General features: G+C 56.3%; 17 protein-coding genes. 6 read left to right on the top strand and 11 right to left on the bottom strand.

The features are described 5' to 3' along the window. Window positions 1–82: 82 nt before the first annotated feature. Together VHE34_RS15030 and VHE34_RS15025 are read right to left on the bottom strand one after the other, a co-directional pair. Window positions 83–2,863: a TonB-dependent receptor gene (locus VHE34_RS15030; protein ID WP_325589322.1), complete on the bottom strand. Its 2,781-nt coding sequence runs from the start codon at window positions 2,861–2,863 to the stop codon at window positions 83–85. Continuing rightward, complete coding sequence (locus tag VHE34_RS15025; protein ID WP_325589320.1) at window positions 2,844–3,590, bottom strand: hypothetical protein; 747 nt, start codon at window positions 3,588–3,590, stop codon at window positions 2,844–2,846. Before VHE34_RS15025 ends, VHE34_RS15030 begins: the two co-directional genes overlap by 20 nt. 84 nt (window positions 3,591–3,674) lie before the next feature. On the opposite strand from VHE34_RS15025, the gene VHE34_RS15020 reads away from it, so the two are divergent. From VHE34_RS15020 to VHE34_RS15010, 3 genes are all read left to right on the top strand, one after another. After that, window positions 3,675–4,781 (top strand): helix-turn-helix transcriptional regulator, encoded by a 1,107-nt coding sequence (locus VHE34_RS15020; RefSeq protein ID WP_325589318.1) that lies wholly within the window; start codon window positions 3,675–3,677, stop codon window positions 4,779–4,781. 45 nt (window positions 4,782–4,826) lie between these two features. Beyond that, complete coding sequence (locus VHE34_RS15015) at window positions 4,827–6,797, top strand: M1 family metallopeptidase (protein WP_325589316.1); 1,971 nt, start codon at window positions 4,827–4,829, stop codon at window positions 6,795–6,797. A gap of 69 nt (window positions 6,798–6,866) precedes the next feature. Further along, entirely contained in the window at window positions 6,867–7,106 is a 240-nt protein-coding gene (locus tag VHE34_RS15010; RefSeq protein ID WP_325589314.1) for a hypothetical protein, read from the top strand. Window positions 7,107–7,365: 259 nt separating this feature from the next. On the opposite strand, the gene VHE34_RS15005 is transcribed toward VHE34_RS15010, so the two are convergent. Next, window positions 7,366–8,163, bottom strand: a complete 798-nt coding sequence (locus VHE34_RS15005; protein WP_325589312.1) for a polysaccharide deacetylase family protein — start codon at window positions 8,161–8,163, stop codon at window positions 7,366–7,368. After that, entirely contained in the window at window positions 8,160–9,356 is a 1,197-nt protein-coding gene (locus tag VHE34_RS15000; RefSeq protein ID WP_325589310.1) for a winged helix-turn-helix domain-containing protein, read from the bottom strand. The genes VHE34_RS15005 and VHE34_RS15000 overlap by 4 nt, the downstream gene beginning before the upstream one ends. Window positions 9,357–9,479: 123 nt before the next feature. On the opposite strand from VHE34_RS15000, the gene VHE34_RS14995 reads away from it, so the two are divergent. Then, window positions 9,480–10,205 (top strand): hypothetical protein, encoded by a 726-nt coding sequence (locus tag VHE34_RS14995; RefSeq protein WP_325589308.1) that lies wholly within the window; start codon window positions 9,480–9,482, stop codon window positions 10,203–10,205. Here the strand turns inward: VHE34_RS14995 and VHE34_RS14990 are convergent. The 5 genes from VHE34_RS14990 to VHE34_RS14970 form a co-directional block, all read right to left on the bottom strand. Continuing rightward, entirely contained in the window at window positions 10,202–11,431 is a 1,230-nt protein-coding gene (locus VHE34_RS14990) for a TPR end-of-group domain-containing protein (protein WP_325589306.1), read from the bottom strand. The two genes, VHE34_RS14995 and VHE34_RS14990, sit on opposite strands and share 4 nt — an antisense overlap. 132 nt (window positions 11,432–11,563) lie before the next feature. Continuing rightward, complete coding sequence (locus tag VHE34_RS14985) at window positions 11,564–12,406, bottom strand: oxidoreductase (RefSeq protein WP_325589304.1); 843 nt, start codon at window positions 12,404–12,406, stop codon at window positions 11,564–11,566. A gap of 11 nt (window positions 12,407–12,417) precedes the next feature. Beyond that, window positions 12,418–12,849 carry an organic hydroperoxide resistance protein gene (locus VHE34_RS14980; protein ID WP_325589302.1) on the bottom strand — a complete coding sequence of 144 codons (432 nt, stop codon included), beginning with the start codon at window positions 12,847–12,849 and terminating at the stop codon, window positions 12,418–12,420. Between the two features lie 117 nt (window positions 12,850–12,966). Then, a complete protein-coding gene (locus tag VHE34_RS14975; protein WP_325589300.1) occupies window positions 12,967–13,272 on the bottom strand; it encodes a TetR family transcriptional regulator C-terminal domain-containing protein in 306 nt (101 codons plus the stop codon). 135 nt (window positions 13,273–13,407) lie between these two features. Next, window positions 13,408–14,787 carry a T9SS type A sorting domain-containing protein gene (locus VHE34_RS14970; protein WP_325589298.1) on the bottom strand — a complete coding sequence of 460 codons (1,380 nt, stop codon included), beginning with the start codon at window positions 14,785–14,787 and terminating at the stop codon, window positions 13,408–13,410. Window positions 14,788–14,999: 212 nt separating this feature from the next. On the opposite strand from VHE34_RS14970, the gene VHE34_RS14965 reads away from it, so the two are divergent. Further along, the gene (locus tag VHE34_RS14965; protein ID WP_325589296.1) at window positions 15,000–15,470 is read left to right on the top strand and encodes a LytTR family DNA-binding domain-containing protein; all 471 of its coding nucleotides are present in this window, start codon (window positions 15,000–15,002) and stop codon (window positions 15,468–15,470) included. A 1-nt stretch (window position 15,471) separates the two neighbouring features. Here the strand turns inward: VHE34_RS14965 and VHE34_RS14960 are convergent, their stop codons facing one another. Further along, window positions 15,472–16,644 (bottom strand): MFS transporter, encoded by a 1,173-nt coding sequence (locus tag VHE34_RS14960; protein ID WP_325589294.1) that lies wholly within the window; start codon window positions 16,642–16,644, stop codon window positions 15,472–15,474. A gap of 114 nt (window positions 16,645–16,758) precedes the next feature. On the opposite strand from VHE34_RS14960, the gene VHE34_RS14955 reads away from it, so the two are divergent. After that, the gene (locus tag VHE34_RS14955; RefSeq protein WP_325589292.1) at window positions 16,759–17,619 is read left to right on the top strand and encodes an AraC family transcriptional regulator; all 861 of its coding nucleotides are present in this window, start codon (window positions 16,759–16,761) and stop codon (window positions 17,617–17,619) included. Here the strand turns inward: VHE34_RS14955 and VHE34_RS14950 are convergent. Continuing rightward, window positions 17,608–18,132, bottom strand: a complete 525-nt coding sequence (locus tag VHE34_RS14950; protein WP_325589290.1) for a dihydrofolate reductase family protein — start codon at window positions 18,130–18,132, stop codon at window positions 17,608–17,610. The genes VHE34_RS14955 and VHE34_RS14950 overlap by 12 nt on opposite strands. Window positions 18,133–18,178 lie beyond the last annotated feature (46 nt).

Raw genomic sequence — 18,178 nt, 5'->3', positions numbered from 1 at the left:
TCGTTACTCCACCCAGGACCCTGCAGACCGAGCAGGAGGAACAGCAGGCTAAGTACCTTTATATTTCGGATGATCGATGTCATTAAAAGGCGATGTTATAATTGACATAGGGGATCGCGCTTCCGAAGACGGATAGTTTGTATCCATTGACGGCCCCGTTCTCCGACGTATAGTATACGGAATAAGGGTTGTGTCTGCCCGTGAGGTTATAGACGCCGAAGGTCCAGGAGTTGTGAAATTTTTGATACACCTTGTGATTTCCAAGCACGTTCAATGAGATGTCGGCCCGGAAATAGTCAGGAATGCGGTAGGCATTTCGATCTGCGTATAAGGTCCGCAGCGAGCCGGCGTACATAAAGACGCCGATCGGCAGGGTGATCGGTCTTCCGGTACTGTAGGTGGCGTTGAAGGACCAGCTGACCCGGTGAGTGATCCGGTAGTTGCTCACCAACGTGACGTCATGCGGCTTGTCGTAATTCGCGGGATAGAATTGCCCGCCGTTGACGAGCTCCCCGGCATTGGGATCGTCCTGCCTGAGCAGGATACGGGAATAGGTATAGCTGAGCCAGCCGTTGAACTTCCCGGTCAGCTTCTTGATCAGCAGTTCCACCCCATAGGCCTTACCCTTCGTTTCGAGTACATCGGTTTCGATATGGTGGTTCATCACCAGCACGGCCCCGCTCTTGTAATCCAGGTAGTCCTTGATATGCTTGTAATAGACTTCCAGCGAGGTCTCGATGGTATTGTTCTTGAAATTGCGGTACAGGCCCAGGGACACCTGGTCGCCGTATTGCGGGCGGATATTGGGATCGCTCAGCTTCCAGATATCCGTCGGCGCAATGGCCGTGGTATTGGAGAGCATGTGGATGTACTGCCGCTGGGTGTTGTAGCCGGCCTTGATGGACATATTGTCCGTCAGCACGACACGGGAAGAGAGCCGGAACTCCGGCCCGCCATAGGTCTTGATGAATTTTCCCGACGGGTAGGACGCCGAACCGGTTTGGTTGTCCAGCGTGATAGGTTGACCCGGCGCATAGGTGTTGACGGTGGCCGGACCGAGGTAGTTGTACAGGGAATAGCGCACGCCCGCCTCGAGTGATATCGAGTTGCTGATCGTGTAGCGATCGCTCAGGTAAGCGCCGCTTTCCAGGGCCTGTTCCTTCGCCAGGGTATCGCCCTGTACGAGGGAGCCCTTGCCATTCGGAGTGTACTGCCCTGGATGTAACATATACTTGAGCGTGCTTACACCAAACTCCAGGGTATGGCTGCTGCCGATGAAATAGTTGAAATGCGTCCGGAAATAGAGCTGGTTGATGTCGAAGCCCAGGTTATAGGCGTTCACCGGGTTGTCCTGGCTCCGGATGGAATACTGGTAGCGGTCGTAACCGGTCGAGATGAGATGGAAGAGCCGGTTGTTATAGATATGCTTCCATTTCAGACCGATATTGCGGTTGCCATAGCCGTAGGTGGTGTCGTTGTTGAGGTTGAAATGATCCTGGCTGATATAGCCCGTGAGATAGAGGTTGTCCTTCTTGCCCATCTGGTGGCTGATGTTCAGGTTGGCGTCATAGAAGCTGGCGCGGCTGTGCTTGTATTGCTCGGGCAATGCGTTCAGCAGCCAGTTGGCATAGGTAGTCCGGCCGCCGATGATAAAGGAGGTCTTGTCCTTGACGAGGGGTCCTTCGAGATTCAGCCGGCTGGTCAGCAGGCCGATCCCGGCCGAACCGGCAAAATCCTTTTTGTTGCCCTCCCGGCTGGAGATATCCACCACGGAAGAGAGCCGGCCGCCGAATTTGGCGGGGATGCTGCTCTTGTAAAGCTCCACGTCCTTTACGACTTCCGGGTTGAAGGCGGAGAACATGCCGAAGAAATGCGCGGTATTGTAGATGGTGGCGTCATTGAAGAGGATCAGGTTCTGATCGGTGGATCCGCCCCGGACGTTAAGGCCTGTGCTGGCCTCGCCGACCGTTTTGACGCCCGGCAGGGTCGTTATTACCCGGAGGACGTCGGCCTCGCCGAAGACGACCGGCACCTGTTTGATGGTCTTGATGTCCAGCTTTTGCACCCCCATCTCCGTCCGCCGCACGTTACTGGCCTTCTCGGCGGAGACGATGACCTTTTTCAGCGTGATGATCTGGGTCTGGAGATCGATATTGAGCTTTCCGTCGCCATAGACCATCAGCAGCCTTCGCGTATCGCGCATGCCGATGCTCTGGATATTGAGGATATGCCTTCCCTTCGGCAGGGAGATCGAGAAATATCCATATTGATCCGAGGCGACGCCGATGCGCGGGTTTTCGACATAGATCGAGGCGCCGACGATGGGCTCGCCGGTCTTTGCATCCCGCGCATAGCCGGCCACGTTGGCGACCCGGTTCGGCGTTGGGCTGCCCTTGTCCCCGATGACATACAGCTTGTTCTCCAGAGTAGCCACCTGCGGCTGGCCTACTTCCGCGAGATAGTCCCGGACGCTGTCGCCGACGGCGACGGCCTCCTTGTCGGAATGCCTTTCAAAGTAGTCGGCAGGGAGATCAGTGCGGATCGCCTCCCCCTTTGCAACAAAGACATGCCGGTGCCGGTCGATCGAATAGCTCATTTCCGTGCCGGAAAAGGCCTGGTCCAGCACTTTTGTCAGCGGCGCCTGGTCCACGTTTATATCGATCCTGGCAGTGTCCAGCTCGGCCGTGTCATAATAGATACGGAACCCGGATTGTTTTTCCAGTTGCTTCAGGAAATCGGCGTAGCGGGTCTGTGTGAGGTGGATCGTCACGGGCTTGCCTGCGGGTTCCTGTGCGCGGACAAGGATACCCGTCAGCAACAGACACGCCAAAATCCACCCTTTATTATTGAGTAAGGCCATCATACCAGGTGATTACTTTTAAAAGAGTGGTTTGCTTATCTTTTCGCATCCGGAGATGGTTGCTCCGCATGAATTTCTTCGCCTGCTTGCTCTTATCCTTTATGGCGGCGAGCAAGGATCGCTGGTTGTTCACCGCATACCAGGTGTCTCCTTTCCTGAACCAGTAGGAGACGTTGGCCAGGGTATATTTCTCGAAGCCCTGGTTGAGAAAGGAAGCCTGTACCTGGACCGACTTCAACTCCCGGCGCAGCAGCCGGACCTTTCCGCGGTACAGCTGCTCATAGAAGCCGTTCCGGGGGGCGCTGGGGTTGAGGCTGTCGGCGAGGCGGATGAAGCGGTGATCCCCGATCGTGAAACTGTCCAGATGTTCGCGGTTGAGACTCAGCTTCCACACTTCGTAAGGGTCCTTGATCACGACAAGGTCGAGCACTTCATCGAAGAGGAGGGGGATGTTGTCATACAGGATACCGTTATAGAGGATCGCCCCTGCGATCACCGAGTCCACGAAATAGGGATGACCGTCCTTTATCTGGTAGGCATAATCGACGTATTCGGGTCCCCGGTAGAGGTCGGTAGCAGGAGCGACATAGTTATGATATTGTTGCAGGGCGAGCGCATAGGCGGAATCCAGGATCAGGCTGTCCTTTTGGGAGGTCTGGGCTTTCAGGGCCGGAGAGGACACGACAAAGCAAAGCAGTGTGACGCAAATAGTTTTGGACTTGAAGCGCATGAACGCGGTTTAATGGCTTAAAATAAATAAAGTCTTTTACATTAGAGGGATGAATCGGTAAATTAGGAGATTAAAATGACATTAATGGCCGCTATCCTTCGCACGATAATTTTATTGGGCGCCATTCAGGGTTTTATTGTCGGCGGCCTGCTGGTCTCTTCGGCCCGGCGTGATCGCGGCGGTGCGAGGCAAAAGCGCCTGCTGGCCATTCTGATCGGACTGCTTGCGATGGCCTGCCTGAATCTCTATCTCTTCGACATGCCCGAGTGGATGAACACTCCGCTCGGCAACCTCCTGAATGCACTTATCCCGCTCGTCGTCGTGATGCCTATCGGCCCGCTGTTGTATTTGTATGTCCGCAGCCTGTTGGAACCGGAGTTCCGGTTACACCGGCGGCACTTTTATTCGACGGCGATCGACCTGTTTCCGCATGCTGCTGCGGCGGTTTATATCATCCTGCTGATCCTGGGAGTGCTAAATCCCCATAAGAACTACGGGTTCGGGAACTTTCTCGACGATTACCAACGGTATGCGGACATCCCGCGCTGGCTTTCCCTCACGATCTACCTTTGGTTCGCGTCCCGCTATCTCGCGCGTGCGCGCATGCGGGGTTGGCCCAAGGCCCTGATCGGGGTCTTTACCGCCTTTGCCATCCTCTGGTTCACCTTCCTCGTCCCATATGAAATACCCAGGACCAGTAGTTGGCTGCTCGACCGGTTCGACTGGTATCCGCTCTACCTGCCCATTGTGGTGCTGATCTACTGGCTGGGCGTAAAAGGGTATTTTATCAGCTACCGTCCTACTCCCGCGAAGACTGCGCTCGCCCCGGAGATCGTCGAACCTGCCGTTCAGGCCCTCAAAAAGGCGATGGAGCAGGATCGTCTCTGGCTGGACCCGGCGCTGAACCTGGGTAGCCTTTCCCGGCATTGCGGGCTGCCTCCAAAGACTCTTTCGGCTGTTCTTAACCAGCATCTCGAAAAGACATTTAATGCCTGGGTCAATGAATACCGGATCACCGCCTTCAAGGACCGGCTTCTTCAACCGGAAAGCCGCGAGTTGACCATCGCCGGCATCGCCTATGATTGCGGCTTCAATTCCCTGCCAACCTTTCAGCGGGCCTTTAAGTCCTTCACCGGGGTCACGCCAAAGGAATACCTTCAAAAAAGCCTGATCAAATCCGGATCTGAATAGGCCCTGCGTCGCGGATCGGTTTGTTTTGCAAAAAACATTGGAGCCATGAGACGCCTTCTTGCCCTGTTCTTCCTTTTGTCTTCCCGATCCTTGCTTGCCCAGGACACCTCTGTTGCCGACGACCGTGTCGGCATCTATCGCGGAAAGACCGATCCCGCCGTCGAGCTCCGGGTATCCCGGGACAAGGACCGGCTGGTGATCCTGATCCTTGGGCAGGGGAGGACCCTGCTCAAGCCGCTGTCCGGCGGACTATATACCCTGCGGGGTGTCCGGCCCGTAGTTACCCTCGAATTCCTTCAGGATGCCGCGGGCCGCATCGACGGCTGCCGGCTCCGGCAGAAGGAGCAGGCCGCCAAAAAAGCCGACTCTCTTCCCGGCGCCTATCGCAGGATCCGGTTTCCGTTCGACCTGGCGAAGATCGGCTCCCGGCTGCCACATGTCGCCAACCGGGCCAACGGCTTCACCCGGGCCGATACCCTGCAGGGCATGCTGACGCCGCTCCGCACCTGCTATGATGTGTTGTTCTATCATTTAGACCTGGACATTCGGACGGCAACCCGGTCGATCCGCGGGAGCAATCTCATCCGGTGGCGAACGGTGCAGCCCTTCCGCCGGATGCAGGTCGATCTGTACGAGAACCTCGCGATCGACACCATACTTTATCATGGGAGCCCTGTGAGTTATACCCGCGACGGCAATGCCGTCTATATCGATCTGCCCGCGGAAGCACCGGCCGGAAGTGTCGACGAACTGCGGATCGCCTATTCGGGCAACCCCCTGCAGCCGGACATCGATGCCGGGAAAGGGGGCATCTTCTGGCTGACCAACCGCAACGGCTGGGTCTGGGTCGAGTCCGTTACCCAGGGCATCGGCGCCAGCGTCTTCTGGCCTTGTAAGGATCATCTTTCGGATCGCCCCGACAGCATGCGCATCACGATTGCCGTTCCCCACGGGCTCAGCGAGATATCCAATGGCAGGCTCCTGCAGCGGACGGAATTGCCGGACGGCCGGACACGGTTCGACTGGTACGTCGACTACCCGATCGTGACCTATGGTGTCGTGATCAATATCGGCGACTATACGCATTTTGCGGATAGCTATGTCCGGCCCGGCGGCGATACCCTTGCGCTGAACTTTTACTGCATGCCGTATAATCTTGATAGTGCGCGGAGCCTGTTCGGCGACGTCAAACGCATGCTCACGCTGTATGAAAAGGACTTTGGTCCCTATCCCTTTCCCTGCGACGGCTTCAACGTGCTGGAGTCCGTCTACCCGATGGAGCACCAGGGGGCGGTGAGTGTCGGATCGATGCGCAGCCCTTTCAACAGTGATCGGTATGACGGCGACATCCGGCGCCTGATGTGGCACGAGTGCGGCCATGAATGGTGGGGCAACAATGTCGGTTGCAGTGACTATGCGGATATGTGGATCCATGAATCCTTTGCCTCCTATGCCGAATTCCTGAATGAGGAATCCCTGTTCGGCCGGGCCGCTGCTTTGAGGGAGCTTAATCGGGCCGATCCGCAGAACAAGGAGCCGGTCATCGGGGTCTACAATGTCAATCATTTCCACGCGGGGGATATGTATAGTAAGGGAGCCCGGATGCTCGAGACGCTCCGCAATGTCATCGACAATGACTCGCTTTGGTTCGGCGTCTTCCGCGGCATCCAGCGGCGTTTCCGGTATACTCCCGTTCGCACCGAAGATATCGTGAACTACTTCGACTCGGCTGCCGGTAAGGACTATACGTATTTCTTCGACCAGTATCTCCGGTATCCGGCGATACCGGTGCTTGCGATCGGCGTTGTTCCCGAGGGCGGCGGGATCCGGCTGAGTTACAAATGGGAGGCGGACGTGGGCGATTTCCGTATGCCCATCAAGGTGACTACCGCAAAGGGCAGCTTTGGCTTCATCTATCCGACCTCCACGATGCAGACCCTGGAACTCAAAGGGATGACGCCGGCTGACTTTGCGGTAGACCGGGATGAGTTTTACATCATGGTGCGAACGCTCTAGTGCGCAAGGCTGCTTTTGCGACCAAATTGTCGCCGGTGTGTTCAGTGCGCTGGACCGCATTCCTTACATTTGACGGAAAATACCTTCATCGACCAGCCTGCTATCCATCAGCTTGTGGACCACCTCTTCCGGCACGAGTCGGGGAAGCTGGTCGCTGTCCTGACCCGGGTCTTCGGATCGGATAATCTCGACCTGGCGGAGGACGTCGTGCAGGACTCGCTCGCCGGGGCCCTTACCCAGTGGCAATACCGCTCGCTTTGGGGCCGGGCGCTGATTGCAAATGGCTTCGATTGCCTTCGTCAGAAGTAGTTGCAAAAAAAAAACGCCCTGCGTAAGCAGGGCGGCAAAAATTTCTTTTTCTAAAGGGGTTTCTTAACTTATTAACTCAACACGGTTTTCAAGGGTTTTTGGATGTTGCTTGCTTCGGATTTGGACAATTGGTTTTGTAGGAGACTGGATTTCGTTCGTTGCTGATACAAAGATGCGAAAAGTTCCGACCCCAGCACAATCTTTTCGTCCAATGATCGAAACCGCCCGACGAACGTCGATTTTACCCGACGAACGTCTTTTATCCTTTCTGATTCGCCCGGATATAGGTCGCCACATCCACCATCGGAGCCACCCAGATCTCCTGCTGGTGGTCTTTCAGGAAATGCAGCAGCTGGCTATGATCGCCTAATTCGACATTGATGCCATGGCCGCCGCCGACGCCATGGAAACAGAACACCAGGAGGCTATGTGTCCGGATCGCCTCTTTGACCATCCCGATCATCTCCGCGCCCGTCTGCTTATCGATGGAGACGGCGTTGATATTGTCCGGGTTGATCGTACCCAGCGCCTGCATCTTCGGGACCACGCCCCGCGCCCCGGCGAATTCCTTCCGCAACCCGAGGTAATAGGAGCTGTCATGGATCGTGAATTCCCCGCAGGGGAACGCATAGGTGCGAACCGTCTTCCCATCGATGGCGTGCAGCATGACGTTGACTACCCGGATCTCGTCATCCATCCGGCCGATGGTATAGGTATGCAGATCGCGGTCGGGCGAGACCCAACTGCTGCGCCCGGGCACCGTTCCATCGCAGGGATGGGTAAGTGAATGATTGCCAAGCTCATGGCCATGGGCCGCCGCAGCCCGCCATTCGTCGAGTCGTTTTTCGACTACAGGCGAGATGCCGATGAGGTAAAACGTGGCCTTCAGGCCCACGGAGTCCAATGCGGGAATGGCGTTGTCGAGGTCCTGGTTGATGGCGTCGTCGTAGGTGAGCACCACCGCGCATTGCTTATGATTCCACGGGAGGTCGGCTGTCTGCGCGAAGACCGGGGTGGAAAAGATTCCCGCGAGAATAACAGTTATTAGTCTGGTCATAGGGCAAAGATAGCCTTCTGATACCTCTTGTTGTTTGTCTTTTTAATGACGATTTCACGGCATTGATTGAACTTTGCAAAGGCCTGGATCGCCTCGCCGATGCTGCCGATCTGTGGCTTGCTCAGCTTCACCGGCTCGAAGTGCAGGTTATGGATCACCAGGGTCCCATGTTTCCGGTCGGCCTTCGAATCCATGCGTGCGGCAAAGACGTCCCCCACCAGTACCGGCAGGGAGAAATACCCGTATTTCCGTTTGGGCTCGGGAACAAAACATTCGATCTGGTAGTCGAAATCGAAAAAGTCCCTTAGCCGGTGACGGAAGACGTTGAGCGTGTCGAATGGCGAGAGAACGTACGCGTCGCCGGCCAGCCCAATCTTCTTGTTCTTATAGGCAGGGAGCATATAGAGCGGGGCGGTGTTTAATCCTTCGACCGTTACGGGGATGACTTCGCCCGCGGCAACCATCTTTTCCAGCTCCTTTTTCACGAGATGATCCTTTACGCGGCGCGCCCGCCAGGCGATTTCTTTGACATAGGCGATGCCGAGCGCTTTTAATTCGCGCAGGATGACATGGCGGGCAAATTCTTCGGGCGTCGGCATCGTCGTATCGATCTCATGAGGGACCAGGTTCTTGGGCAGGTCGTACAGTTTATGGAACTCTTTCGTCCGGGTGGTCATCAGGTTCCCTTCGAGATAAAGCCGTTCGAGCGCTATCTTGGCGGGCCGCCAGTCCCACCAGCCCGAACTGGCCTCCTGCCGGTCGTATTCGAAGTCCTTTAGCATCAATGGGCCTTCCCGCCCAACCCGGTCGAGCACCTTGTTCATGAGGTGAATCTCGGCGGGGGCGAGCGGGGGCCTGCCGGCCCGGAAACCCTCCTTTACGGGCAACGAAAACCGGAAATTGTGCATGGGCTGGAATCCCGAGTCCGAGGTAAAGAACTCGAAGATCCGGCCGTCGGCCTGCAGCTCTTCCAGCCATTCCAGCTTATAGTCGGGCACCCGGGAGAAGATGGCATGATGATGTGCGCGCTCGACTGTAAAGTTGGTATCGAGTTGCACAAAGCCAAGATGATCGATGAATTTGTAGACCGCTTCGCGGCCCTTGCCAAAAGGGGCGCGTTTGTGCAGGCTTGCTGCGTGCAATATCGTTTTACGGGCCTGTGCCCGGCTGAGTACAACGGTTTTCGTGGACATATGCGAAATAACGTGCTGAAAATGCGTTGAGGCAAAATAACGCATTTCCGGCAAATCGTTAAGGACTGTCCTTCGGACAATGCGCCCCTGGCGTATTAAGGAAATAATCGGTAAATTCAGTATATGATCGCTTGCCTGCGGAACACCGGTTTGCTCCTCGTGTCGCTGCTTTGCTCGATCCTTATCCACGGACAGCAGCAGGAGCTGACCGGTATCGGCTCCGATCCTAATCACACGTCGGGCTATCTTCCCACCTTCTTCAAAAAGGATCATGTCAAAGGCAGTCCCTACCTTGCCGACGGTTGGCTTCGGGGAAATGCGGAGCTGGCGGACGGGCGAAAGCTACCGGAACCGGGTAAGGTTGGGTATTTCAATTTTGACAAGATGAACGGCCGTCTGTATATCACCGACGGGATCAGCAGGATATGGAATTACCCCAGCGATTCGGTCAACAGCTTTACGCTTGGCGACAGCAATGCGATCCTCAGCTTTGTGAAAGATGCTTTGATCAGCCGGACCCGTTTTCTGCAGGTGCTGGTCCGGTCGGAGACGGGCTATACGGTGTACCGGCAATGGATCACGAAATTGAACAGGAGCAATTTCAACGATGCAGGTTACTACACCACCGGGCAAAGATTTGATGAATACGTCGATCTTTTCAATTATTATATCGTCTATCCCGGCCATCGGAAGTTCACACGGCTGGAGCTGAAGGTGCGGGCCATCTACAAGGCGCTGCCGGTTGAAAAATCGAGATTGGACTCCTTCTTTTCCGAGAAGAGCGGATCGGTCGATCTGAATACCTTCGTGCTGCTGATGCAATACATCAACGAGAAGCGGAACGGCTAGAGGGTCAGCCCGCTTTTCTCATAAAATGCCCTGCTGTCCTTGAAATTGAGCATTTCGCGGACTGCCGCTTTCTTGTCGGGACTCTTATCATAATAAGCCTTGCAGATCTGGTAGCCGACCCAATAGCCGAGGTCGGCGGGATGGTCGGGCGTCTCCTGGTTGGAGTTGGCGATCCAGTTATTGGCCCTGTTCAGGTACATCTCTTTTTTGAAGTCCGCCCAAATCTGTTGCTCCCGGCCTTTTGCCCAGACATGAAGGCGGGCATTGGCTGTCGAGCCCGAGATCTTTTCTCCGAGGAAGTCTGCCATGCCTTCGATCAGCACGGCGCATAGCAGGGTCGTGTCATATTGAATACCGCCCTGGTTGGCATGGACCATCTCATGGGCGACCAGGTTGGGGAGCTTGTCGACGGCGCTGATATTGTTTCTCTCCCACAGACTCAGTTCCCCCATCGGGATATCCGGCGAACGGACGGCCTGGTCAAGCCCGATGATGACCGCCTCGGAGCTGGTCGTTCCGGCGGAGGTGAAGGCCCCGATGACAAAGGTCACATCCGGGAAATAGGCTTCCGGATACAACTCCTTCAATTTGACAAAGGCCTGGATCATGGCCGGTTTGTAGACGTCCACTTTCGAGGTATTCTTCCGGATCGAGGCATAAAATGCCTGTTTCCTGTCGTGGGACGCGATATAGCGGTCGATGCTTTTTACTTTGGTTGAGAAATAGTCCTGCAAGGCGTCCGATCCCGGATCGAAGTAGTATTGGCGATAGATCGCGGCGCGGTGGGCCGTGTCTTTTTGGGCGAGATCATAGGCTTTCCAGAAACGGTCGACATCGGTTGTGATCACCCTCGCCTTGGTCGGATCGGGAGTGCCGAAGGAAATGCCTTCTAGCGGGGCGATGAGCCGACCCCAGTCCGCCCGCTGATGCAGCGAGCGCAGGTCCGTGTCTTCGGTAAGATGCGTGATGTTCTTATATCCGTTTTGGATGGCCAGCCGGAGGAGGATCATCGCGCTGTCGCTCTTGCCCGCAAGGGCATAGCAGCAGGAGGCATTGTAAAGGTCTTCCCGTTTGAACTGGCGGAACTGTTGGTGTTGGGCCTGATCCGGGTAACAAGTACCTGCTTGCGCGTAATTTTTTGCGAGGTATAGGCTGTCTGCTTTTGTTTGGGCGAGGGATGCGGCGCCCTGGAGGATCCAGAAAAAGAGGAGAAGGAAAGGTCGCATAGTTTTGGTTATCCGTAAATATAATTAAAAAGAGGCCGCCTCAAATTAAAAGTAGGCGGCTTCTTTTCCATAATGAATGTCCGGTGAGCTTCGTTTACCGGGGTCCTCAGCAGCGCTGAGGGGCTCTCGTGATCATTTTAGATGGTCCGTACTCGTGGAGACCGATTCCCATTCCTCCACTTCCTTCGACATCCGCGCGGTCTTGTCGCGGAAATTTGCCAGGGAGTCGCGGCCGATGGGCAGATGCAACGGCGGGTTATCGCTGTTCGCCAGCCGGATGATCACGGCGCCGAGCTTAGAGGGATCCCCTGGCTGAGCACCGTTGATATGACCCATATTCGCCCTTACGGCGCCCACCGTGTCTTTGTACGCATCGAGCGTGACGGCGCTGCGCCGGTAAGAATCTGCCGAGGCGAATTCGGTGCTGAATAGTCCCGGGGCGGCCGCAGTCACCCGGATGCCAAGGGGTTTCAGCTCGATCGCCATTCCTTCGGTGATCCCTTCCACCGCATATTTTGTCGAACCGTAGAGACCAAAGCCCGGTACGGAATTCAGGTAGCCAAACAGCGAGCTGATGTTGATGATATGTCCCGATGCCTGCTTGCGCATCTGCGGCAGGACGGCCCTCGTTACGTTGAGCAGCCCAAAGACATTCGTGTCATACTGTCTGCGGACCTCTTCATCGGAGGCTTCTTCGGTCGCTGCCAGCAAGCCATAGCCGGCATTGTTCACCAGTACATCGATGCGGCCGAACCGGTCAATCGCGGCCTGTACGCCGGTCTTCACTTCCTTTTCGTTGGTCACGTCCAGCATGACGACCAGTATGCGGTCGCCTCCGCCGAGGCGTGCCGCCAGGTCTTCGGCATTCTTTCTTACGGTGGCCACTACGCTGTCGCCGCCGGCCAGGGCGGCCTTTGCGATCTCAAAGCCGAATCCTTTTGAAGCCCCGGTGACGAACCAAACTTTGTTTTTCATGATCGTTTGTTTTAGATGAGATTGTATTCGACGTCCACGTTTCCTTCGATGGCCTTCGAATAGGGGCAGATGGTAGAGGCGGCATCTGTCAGCGAGCGTGCCACTTCGGGATCGAGACCGGGCAGATGGATATTGAGCCGGGCACGGAGGAAAAAGCTGGCGCCGTTGAGATTCAGGTCTACTTCGGCATCGATCCACCGGTCGGCAGGCAGGGTGACCTTCGATTTTCCGGCTGCGATGCCGAGGGCGCCATCGAAGCAGGCCGACCAGCCGGCGGCGAACAGTTGCTCGGGGTTGGTGCCGGGTTTGCCGGAGCCCGGCAGGGCGATCCGGATGTCGAGATTACCGTCGTCGCTGCGGGATACTCCGTTCTCACGGTTTCCCGTCGTATGGGTTTTGGCGGTGTAAAGAACTTTTGTCGGTTGAGAGATCAACGTTTCCATTTTGTAATTTGTTTTTGTTTTTTATAAATATGACCGATCGGTCACTTATTTGAGAAAAAAAATCAGCGCAACTGCGCCTCGATCATTTTTTTTAGATTTTTGATGATAATAGCCATTTTATCGCTCTTCCGGGTGGTTTTGCCGATCAGGATCCCGCCTTCGATCAGCGCGAATGCCATCGTCGCGAATTCCCTGTAGTTCCAGTCCCCTTTGAAAACCCCGTGGCGGATCTCCCCGGTCGATGATATTAACGATCGGTTGCTGGCTTTGGTTCACTTTCCCGGCCACCTTCTCCCGAATTACTTCGTTCTGCTCGTCGGCCTCCATGCCGAAATTGAGCATCGGGCAGCCGCCCTCCAGCGGCGGGTTCATCGGGTTCCGGTAAAGGTCGATCATCTGCCGGGTCTGTTCTCCTTTGTTCATATTCTCGGATTGACGACACAAAGGTAATATGACCGATCGGTCATTTCCAAATCTTTTTTTCTGCCCGCTGCGTGCGCTGCCCGCTGCGGCCCGGCTTGCGCGATCGATGACAGGAAGAGGAGAAGGAAAGGTCGCCTACTGCTTCAGCAACTGCTTGAAGTAAGACTGGTCATTGATGATCACCTTTAGCGTATACAGCCCGGGCGGCAGCTCCCGGTCCGTCCTGATGTCCAGCACGCCGTTGCCGTTATTGTTCACATACAACTGCCTTATACGTTTGCCATCTGCCGTCAGCAGGGCGATCTCGGCCGGCGCCGGTCCCGGGGAGAGGCGGATCGAAAAGCCGCTGGTAAAAGGGTTGGGATAGGTCCCGAAGGGAACTGATTGTTCGCAGCTGACCTCTTTCACTGGGCTCACGATCTCGGCGCCGGTGACTGGATGGGTATAGACGATCCGGTAATAGCTTGTGCCGGCAAGGGGCTGAGGGTCGTAGGCGGTATAGCTGTCGCCGGATGCGCCTGCCGCGATGGCGAGTAGAAGCGGCAAGAAATAGCTTCCGTCTGCCGACCGTTCGATGCGCACGGGGTACGCCGCGGCATCCCCGGTCAGCTGCCAGTTCAACCGGTTGCTGCGGTTTCCGGCTGCCGCAGAAAAGGATAGAAAGGAAAGGGGTAGGGTGGCGATGGCGGCGCAGGCCGTGCAACTGCTGAATATCGATGCGTTTCCCCAGGCCTTTACGTGCCCCCGCGAAACAAAACAGCTCGAGTCCGTGATATGCGATGCGGAGAGACAGGCCCGAACGCCGGCGTCAACGGTTACGCTTTCGCAGATATAGGAGTGATCATGCACGGATACACAACCAGGACCCGATGGTGCGGCATATGGGTTGGGTGCATTGTTGATCAGTATCGACATCGCGGTCTGGCTTCCGGAGCCAAGGCAAACGCTGCCGGCCGCCGACAGCGGATCGGTGACGATCCCATGCATATCGGCCTTGCCGTTGTTGACGAACCAGGAGTAGGCATTGTTGATGACAAACCAGTCATAGGGAACACTGAATACCGAGGATGAGGTGGCGTTTATAACAATGTTTGGCTGAGAGGCGCTGACATGCGCATTATCCAGCGCGAAACCCCGGTGCACGGTGATCGTCCCGTAATTATACAGGTAGCAGCCCCCCTGCAACTGCAATGTTGTGGAGATCCCGCTGCCGATGGTGAAGCTGGCGCCGGGAAGAACATAGAGAGTGCCGGTGTTGAACGTGAATTTGTCAACGGTAAGATTGCCGCAGACGATGAGGGTTCCCCCGTTTAGGGTGAGGCTGTTAAAGCTCGCGGTTGCCCCATAGTACCAGTGGGAAATGGAGGCGTTGATCGTTTCGCCGTCGATGGCCAGCGGCTCCGTGCCGGTACAGGCCGGGGTGGGTGGGGCTAAAAGACATTGGGCGACAGAATAATTGCAGAGAACACAGAGGATGACAAGCAGGCACGGCAAGGTGCGGAAGCAATTCGGCATAGGTTGGATTTTTGGGTTATATAAATATATCCAGGGCCTCACGCAGCGGCAAATGAAACGGCAGCAACCTCGGGAAAGCCTGTATGAACCGGGCATAATACCGGCCCAGTTGCAACGGCAGGAGGATTGTCAGCTCATCACGGAATTATTCCTGTTCATACAGCTCTTCTTGCGGCATGGCGGGCGGCATTATAACTTTGAGAACTTAGTATATGCGCATATTAGTAGCAGAAGACGAACGCAGGCTCATCCGGGAACTGGAGACCGCGATAAAGAATTTTTCAAGCCGTATCGACATCGTACTGGTACCCCCCGGGTCCAGGGGCCAATCCCTGCCGGGCACCCATCGTCAACGGTTCCTTATCCGCCAGGGCCAACGACTGCAATCGCTCGACGTGCGTGATATCCACTATTTCTTTGCGGAGGACCGGTTTGTCTTTTGCCGGACGAAGGACAATAAGAAATACCTCATCGACTACCGCATCGAGGAGTTAGAACAGATGCTCGACCCCGCGCTGTTCTTCCGCGTCAACAGGTCCTTGCTGATCTCCATCTTTTCGATAGACACCGTATACTCCTACGCCGGCAACCGGCTCAGGTTGCATGTTCTTCCGGCCTACCGCAAGGAGATCGTTGTCAGCCGCGAGCGGGTTCCCGCGTTTCGGAAATGGATGGGAGAGTAGCCTATTGCACCGCCCCTGCCCTTGTTTCTCGGCCCCGCCGTGTCAGCAGCCCAATGAACCCGAGCATCACGAGCAATAGCGCCAGCACGAAGCAAAGCCCGATCCGCAGTCCGAAGCCGTCGGCGAGATAACCTATTGTCGGGGGGCTGACGAAGAAGCCGCTGTACCCGATGGCGCCGGCAATGGCGATCCCCGCCGCGGGGTCAAGCCCCGGCAGGTTTCCCGCCGCAGAATAGGCGATCGGGACGATATTGGACAGTCCGAGGCCGACCGCGAAGAACCCGGCAAACGCCGTCCACGGAGAAACGAATAACAGCGCCGTCGCAAGGCCTGCGATGGCGGTGATACAGCTGGCGAACAGCATGGTCTGTTTCCCGATGATCCCGATCAGCCGGTCACCAAAGAGCCGGCCGATGGTCATCGCCGTCGCGAAAGCCCCGACGCCCAATGCGCTGAAGGCCTTGCTTTGCCCCACGACGCTGTGGAGGTAAATCGCCGACCAGTCGACCATCGATCCCTCGCCGGTCATTCCGCAGAACCCGATGATCGCGATCAGCCAGATCAGCAGCGGGACCTTCCGGAGCCTGCCCTTGCCGGCGGCCGGAGCCGGCGTGGCGGGTTGACTCCTCAGCACCGTAGGGCCGAGGGCTGCCAGCAACGCGATACAGCCCAGCGCCATTACCCACAGATGCGGTCCGACGGCATAATGATACCGGGCGAACAGGGCTCCGGAACCGGCGCCCAGTGCCATTCCAATGCTGAAAGCGGCATGAAAGGAGGACATGATCGTTCGCCCATAGGCCCGCTCCACGAATACTGCCTGGCCGTTCATCGTGATATCCATGGCCCCGGAGAAAAACCCCGTCAGCAGGAAGAAGGTACGTCCGATCCAGACATTCGGCGAAAGGGGGATCAACGGAACCATCAGGCAGAAAAGGATGCCGCTGCCGATCATGAGCTTGCCGCTGTTATAGCGGGTGGCCAGCCAGCCCGTCAGGGGCATGGCAGCCAGTGCGCCTATTGCGACGCCAAACAACATCGTCCCCAGGACACCGTCGGGAATGTTGAAATAATCTTTCAATTCGGGAAGCCGGGCGGTGCAATTGGCATAGAGGAAACCGTTGGCAAAGAAAACGAGGACGATGGCGAGCCTATACGAGGATATCCTGGGCATTGGTTCATGATTTTCGGAGTAAAGTTCCTTCCCGGGCTCGAATGACCCTTTCATCGGTTTTTCCAATAATTACACTAAATTGTCATTCGGCGATCACCCCAGACAATTGACTATATGAAAAGACCCAATTTGGAAAAGATCCCTCCCGTCGCGGGATCCTCTTTTTACGTCACCAGCCATAAGGCGCCCTTGTTATGCCACACCGACTTCTGGCATTTCCATCCCGAATTCGAGATCGTGTACGTGCCGCATGGCGACGGCAAACGCTTTGTCGGAGATAGAATGACCCGGTTCAGCGGGGGTGACCTTGTCCTGCTGGGGCCGAATATCCCGCACAACGCGTTCAATTTCGGCTTCGAATCGCCGGAGTATGAAGAGATCGTCGTTCAGTTCAAAAGCGCGACGGCCGGGGAGATTGCCGGGATCTTTCCGGAGTTTCAATCGATCGCTGCGCTGCTGGACCGGGCGCGCGCCGGCGTCGCCTTTCACGGTGAAGCAAAACACCGGGTAGGAGGGATGATCCGGGAAATGGCAGGGCTGAATGGATTTCACCGGTTGCTGAAACTCTTCGAAGTGCTTTGGGAACTATCGGCGGTCGCGACCACCGAGGACCTGGACGCCGTCGGGTTCCTTTCGATGTCACCTGTCCATACCGGGCGCATCGCAAAGGTGTACCAGCTGATCCAGGCCGATTTTCACCGGGAGCTGTCGACCCGCGAGGTCGCGCGAAAACTGGCGATGACGGAGAGTTCCTTCTGCCGGTTCTTCCGCGGCGCCACCGGCAACACTTTCAAAACGGCGCTTACGGAAGTACGCATCCGTAAGGCCTCTGCGCTGCTGTTGCATTCGGATGTGCCTGTGAGCCGGGTGGCCGTGCAGACGGGGTTTAACAATATCTCTCTGTTCAACCGCACCTTTAAGAAGATCATGGGACAGACGCCGGGGCAATATCGTCGTGCTGCGCTATTGAACTAGTTGATACCAAAGCTCCACCATTCCATTCTTGTAGGCCGTTACGTCCTTCAGGTGCAGGCGCCGTTGCTGTCCCAACTGGTCAAAGAAGGGCAATCCCTCGCCCAAGAGGATAGGGATCACCGTCATTCGTATCTCGTGCGCCAACCCGGCCTGGATAAAGTCCCTGGCCAACCGGGCGCCGCCAACGACCCAGACATTCCGATAGCCCGGCTTCAACCGTTGGTCTGCCAGGTCGCGGAGGTTGCCGGAGTAAAGTTCGACGTTGGGTCTTTCGACCGGCAGGTTTCGCGTAGACAGTACGATGGTCGGGGTGTCCCCATAGGCCCACCCGTAGCTTTTTGACAACGCCAGGGCATGTTCGTAGGTGCGTGAACCCATGACATAGCAGTCGATGGTCTTCAGGAATTCCGCTGCATCCTGCCCCGAGACGCCCTTCTCATAACTGTCGGTCGTCTCGAACCAGTCCACGCTGTTGTCTTTTTTGGCAATGATCCCGTCGAGGCTCGAGACCATGTGTATCGTTATGCGAAATGGGGATGCCGTCATAGGAAGCTGAAAT

Origin of the sequence: Puia sp. (genome assembly GCF_035546395.1) — a bacterium.
GTDB lineage: Bacteria > Bacteroidota > Bacteroidia > Chitinophagales > Chitinophagaceae > Puia.
This window is presented reverse-complemented; position numbering and strand designations above follow the sequence as displayed.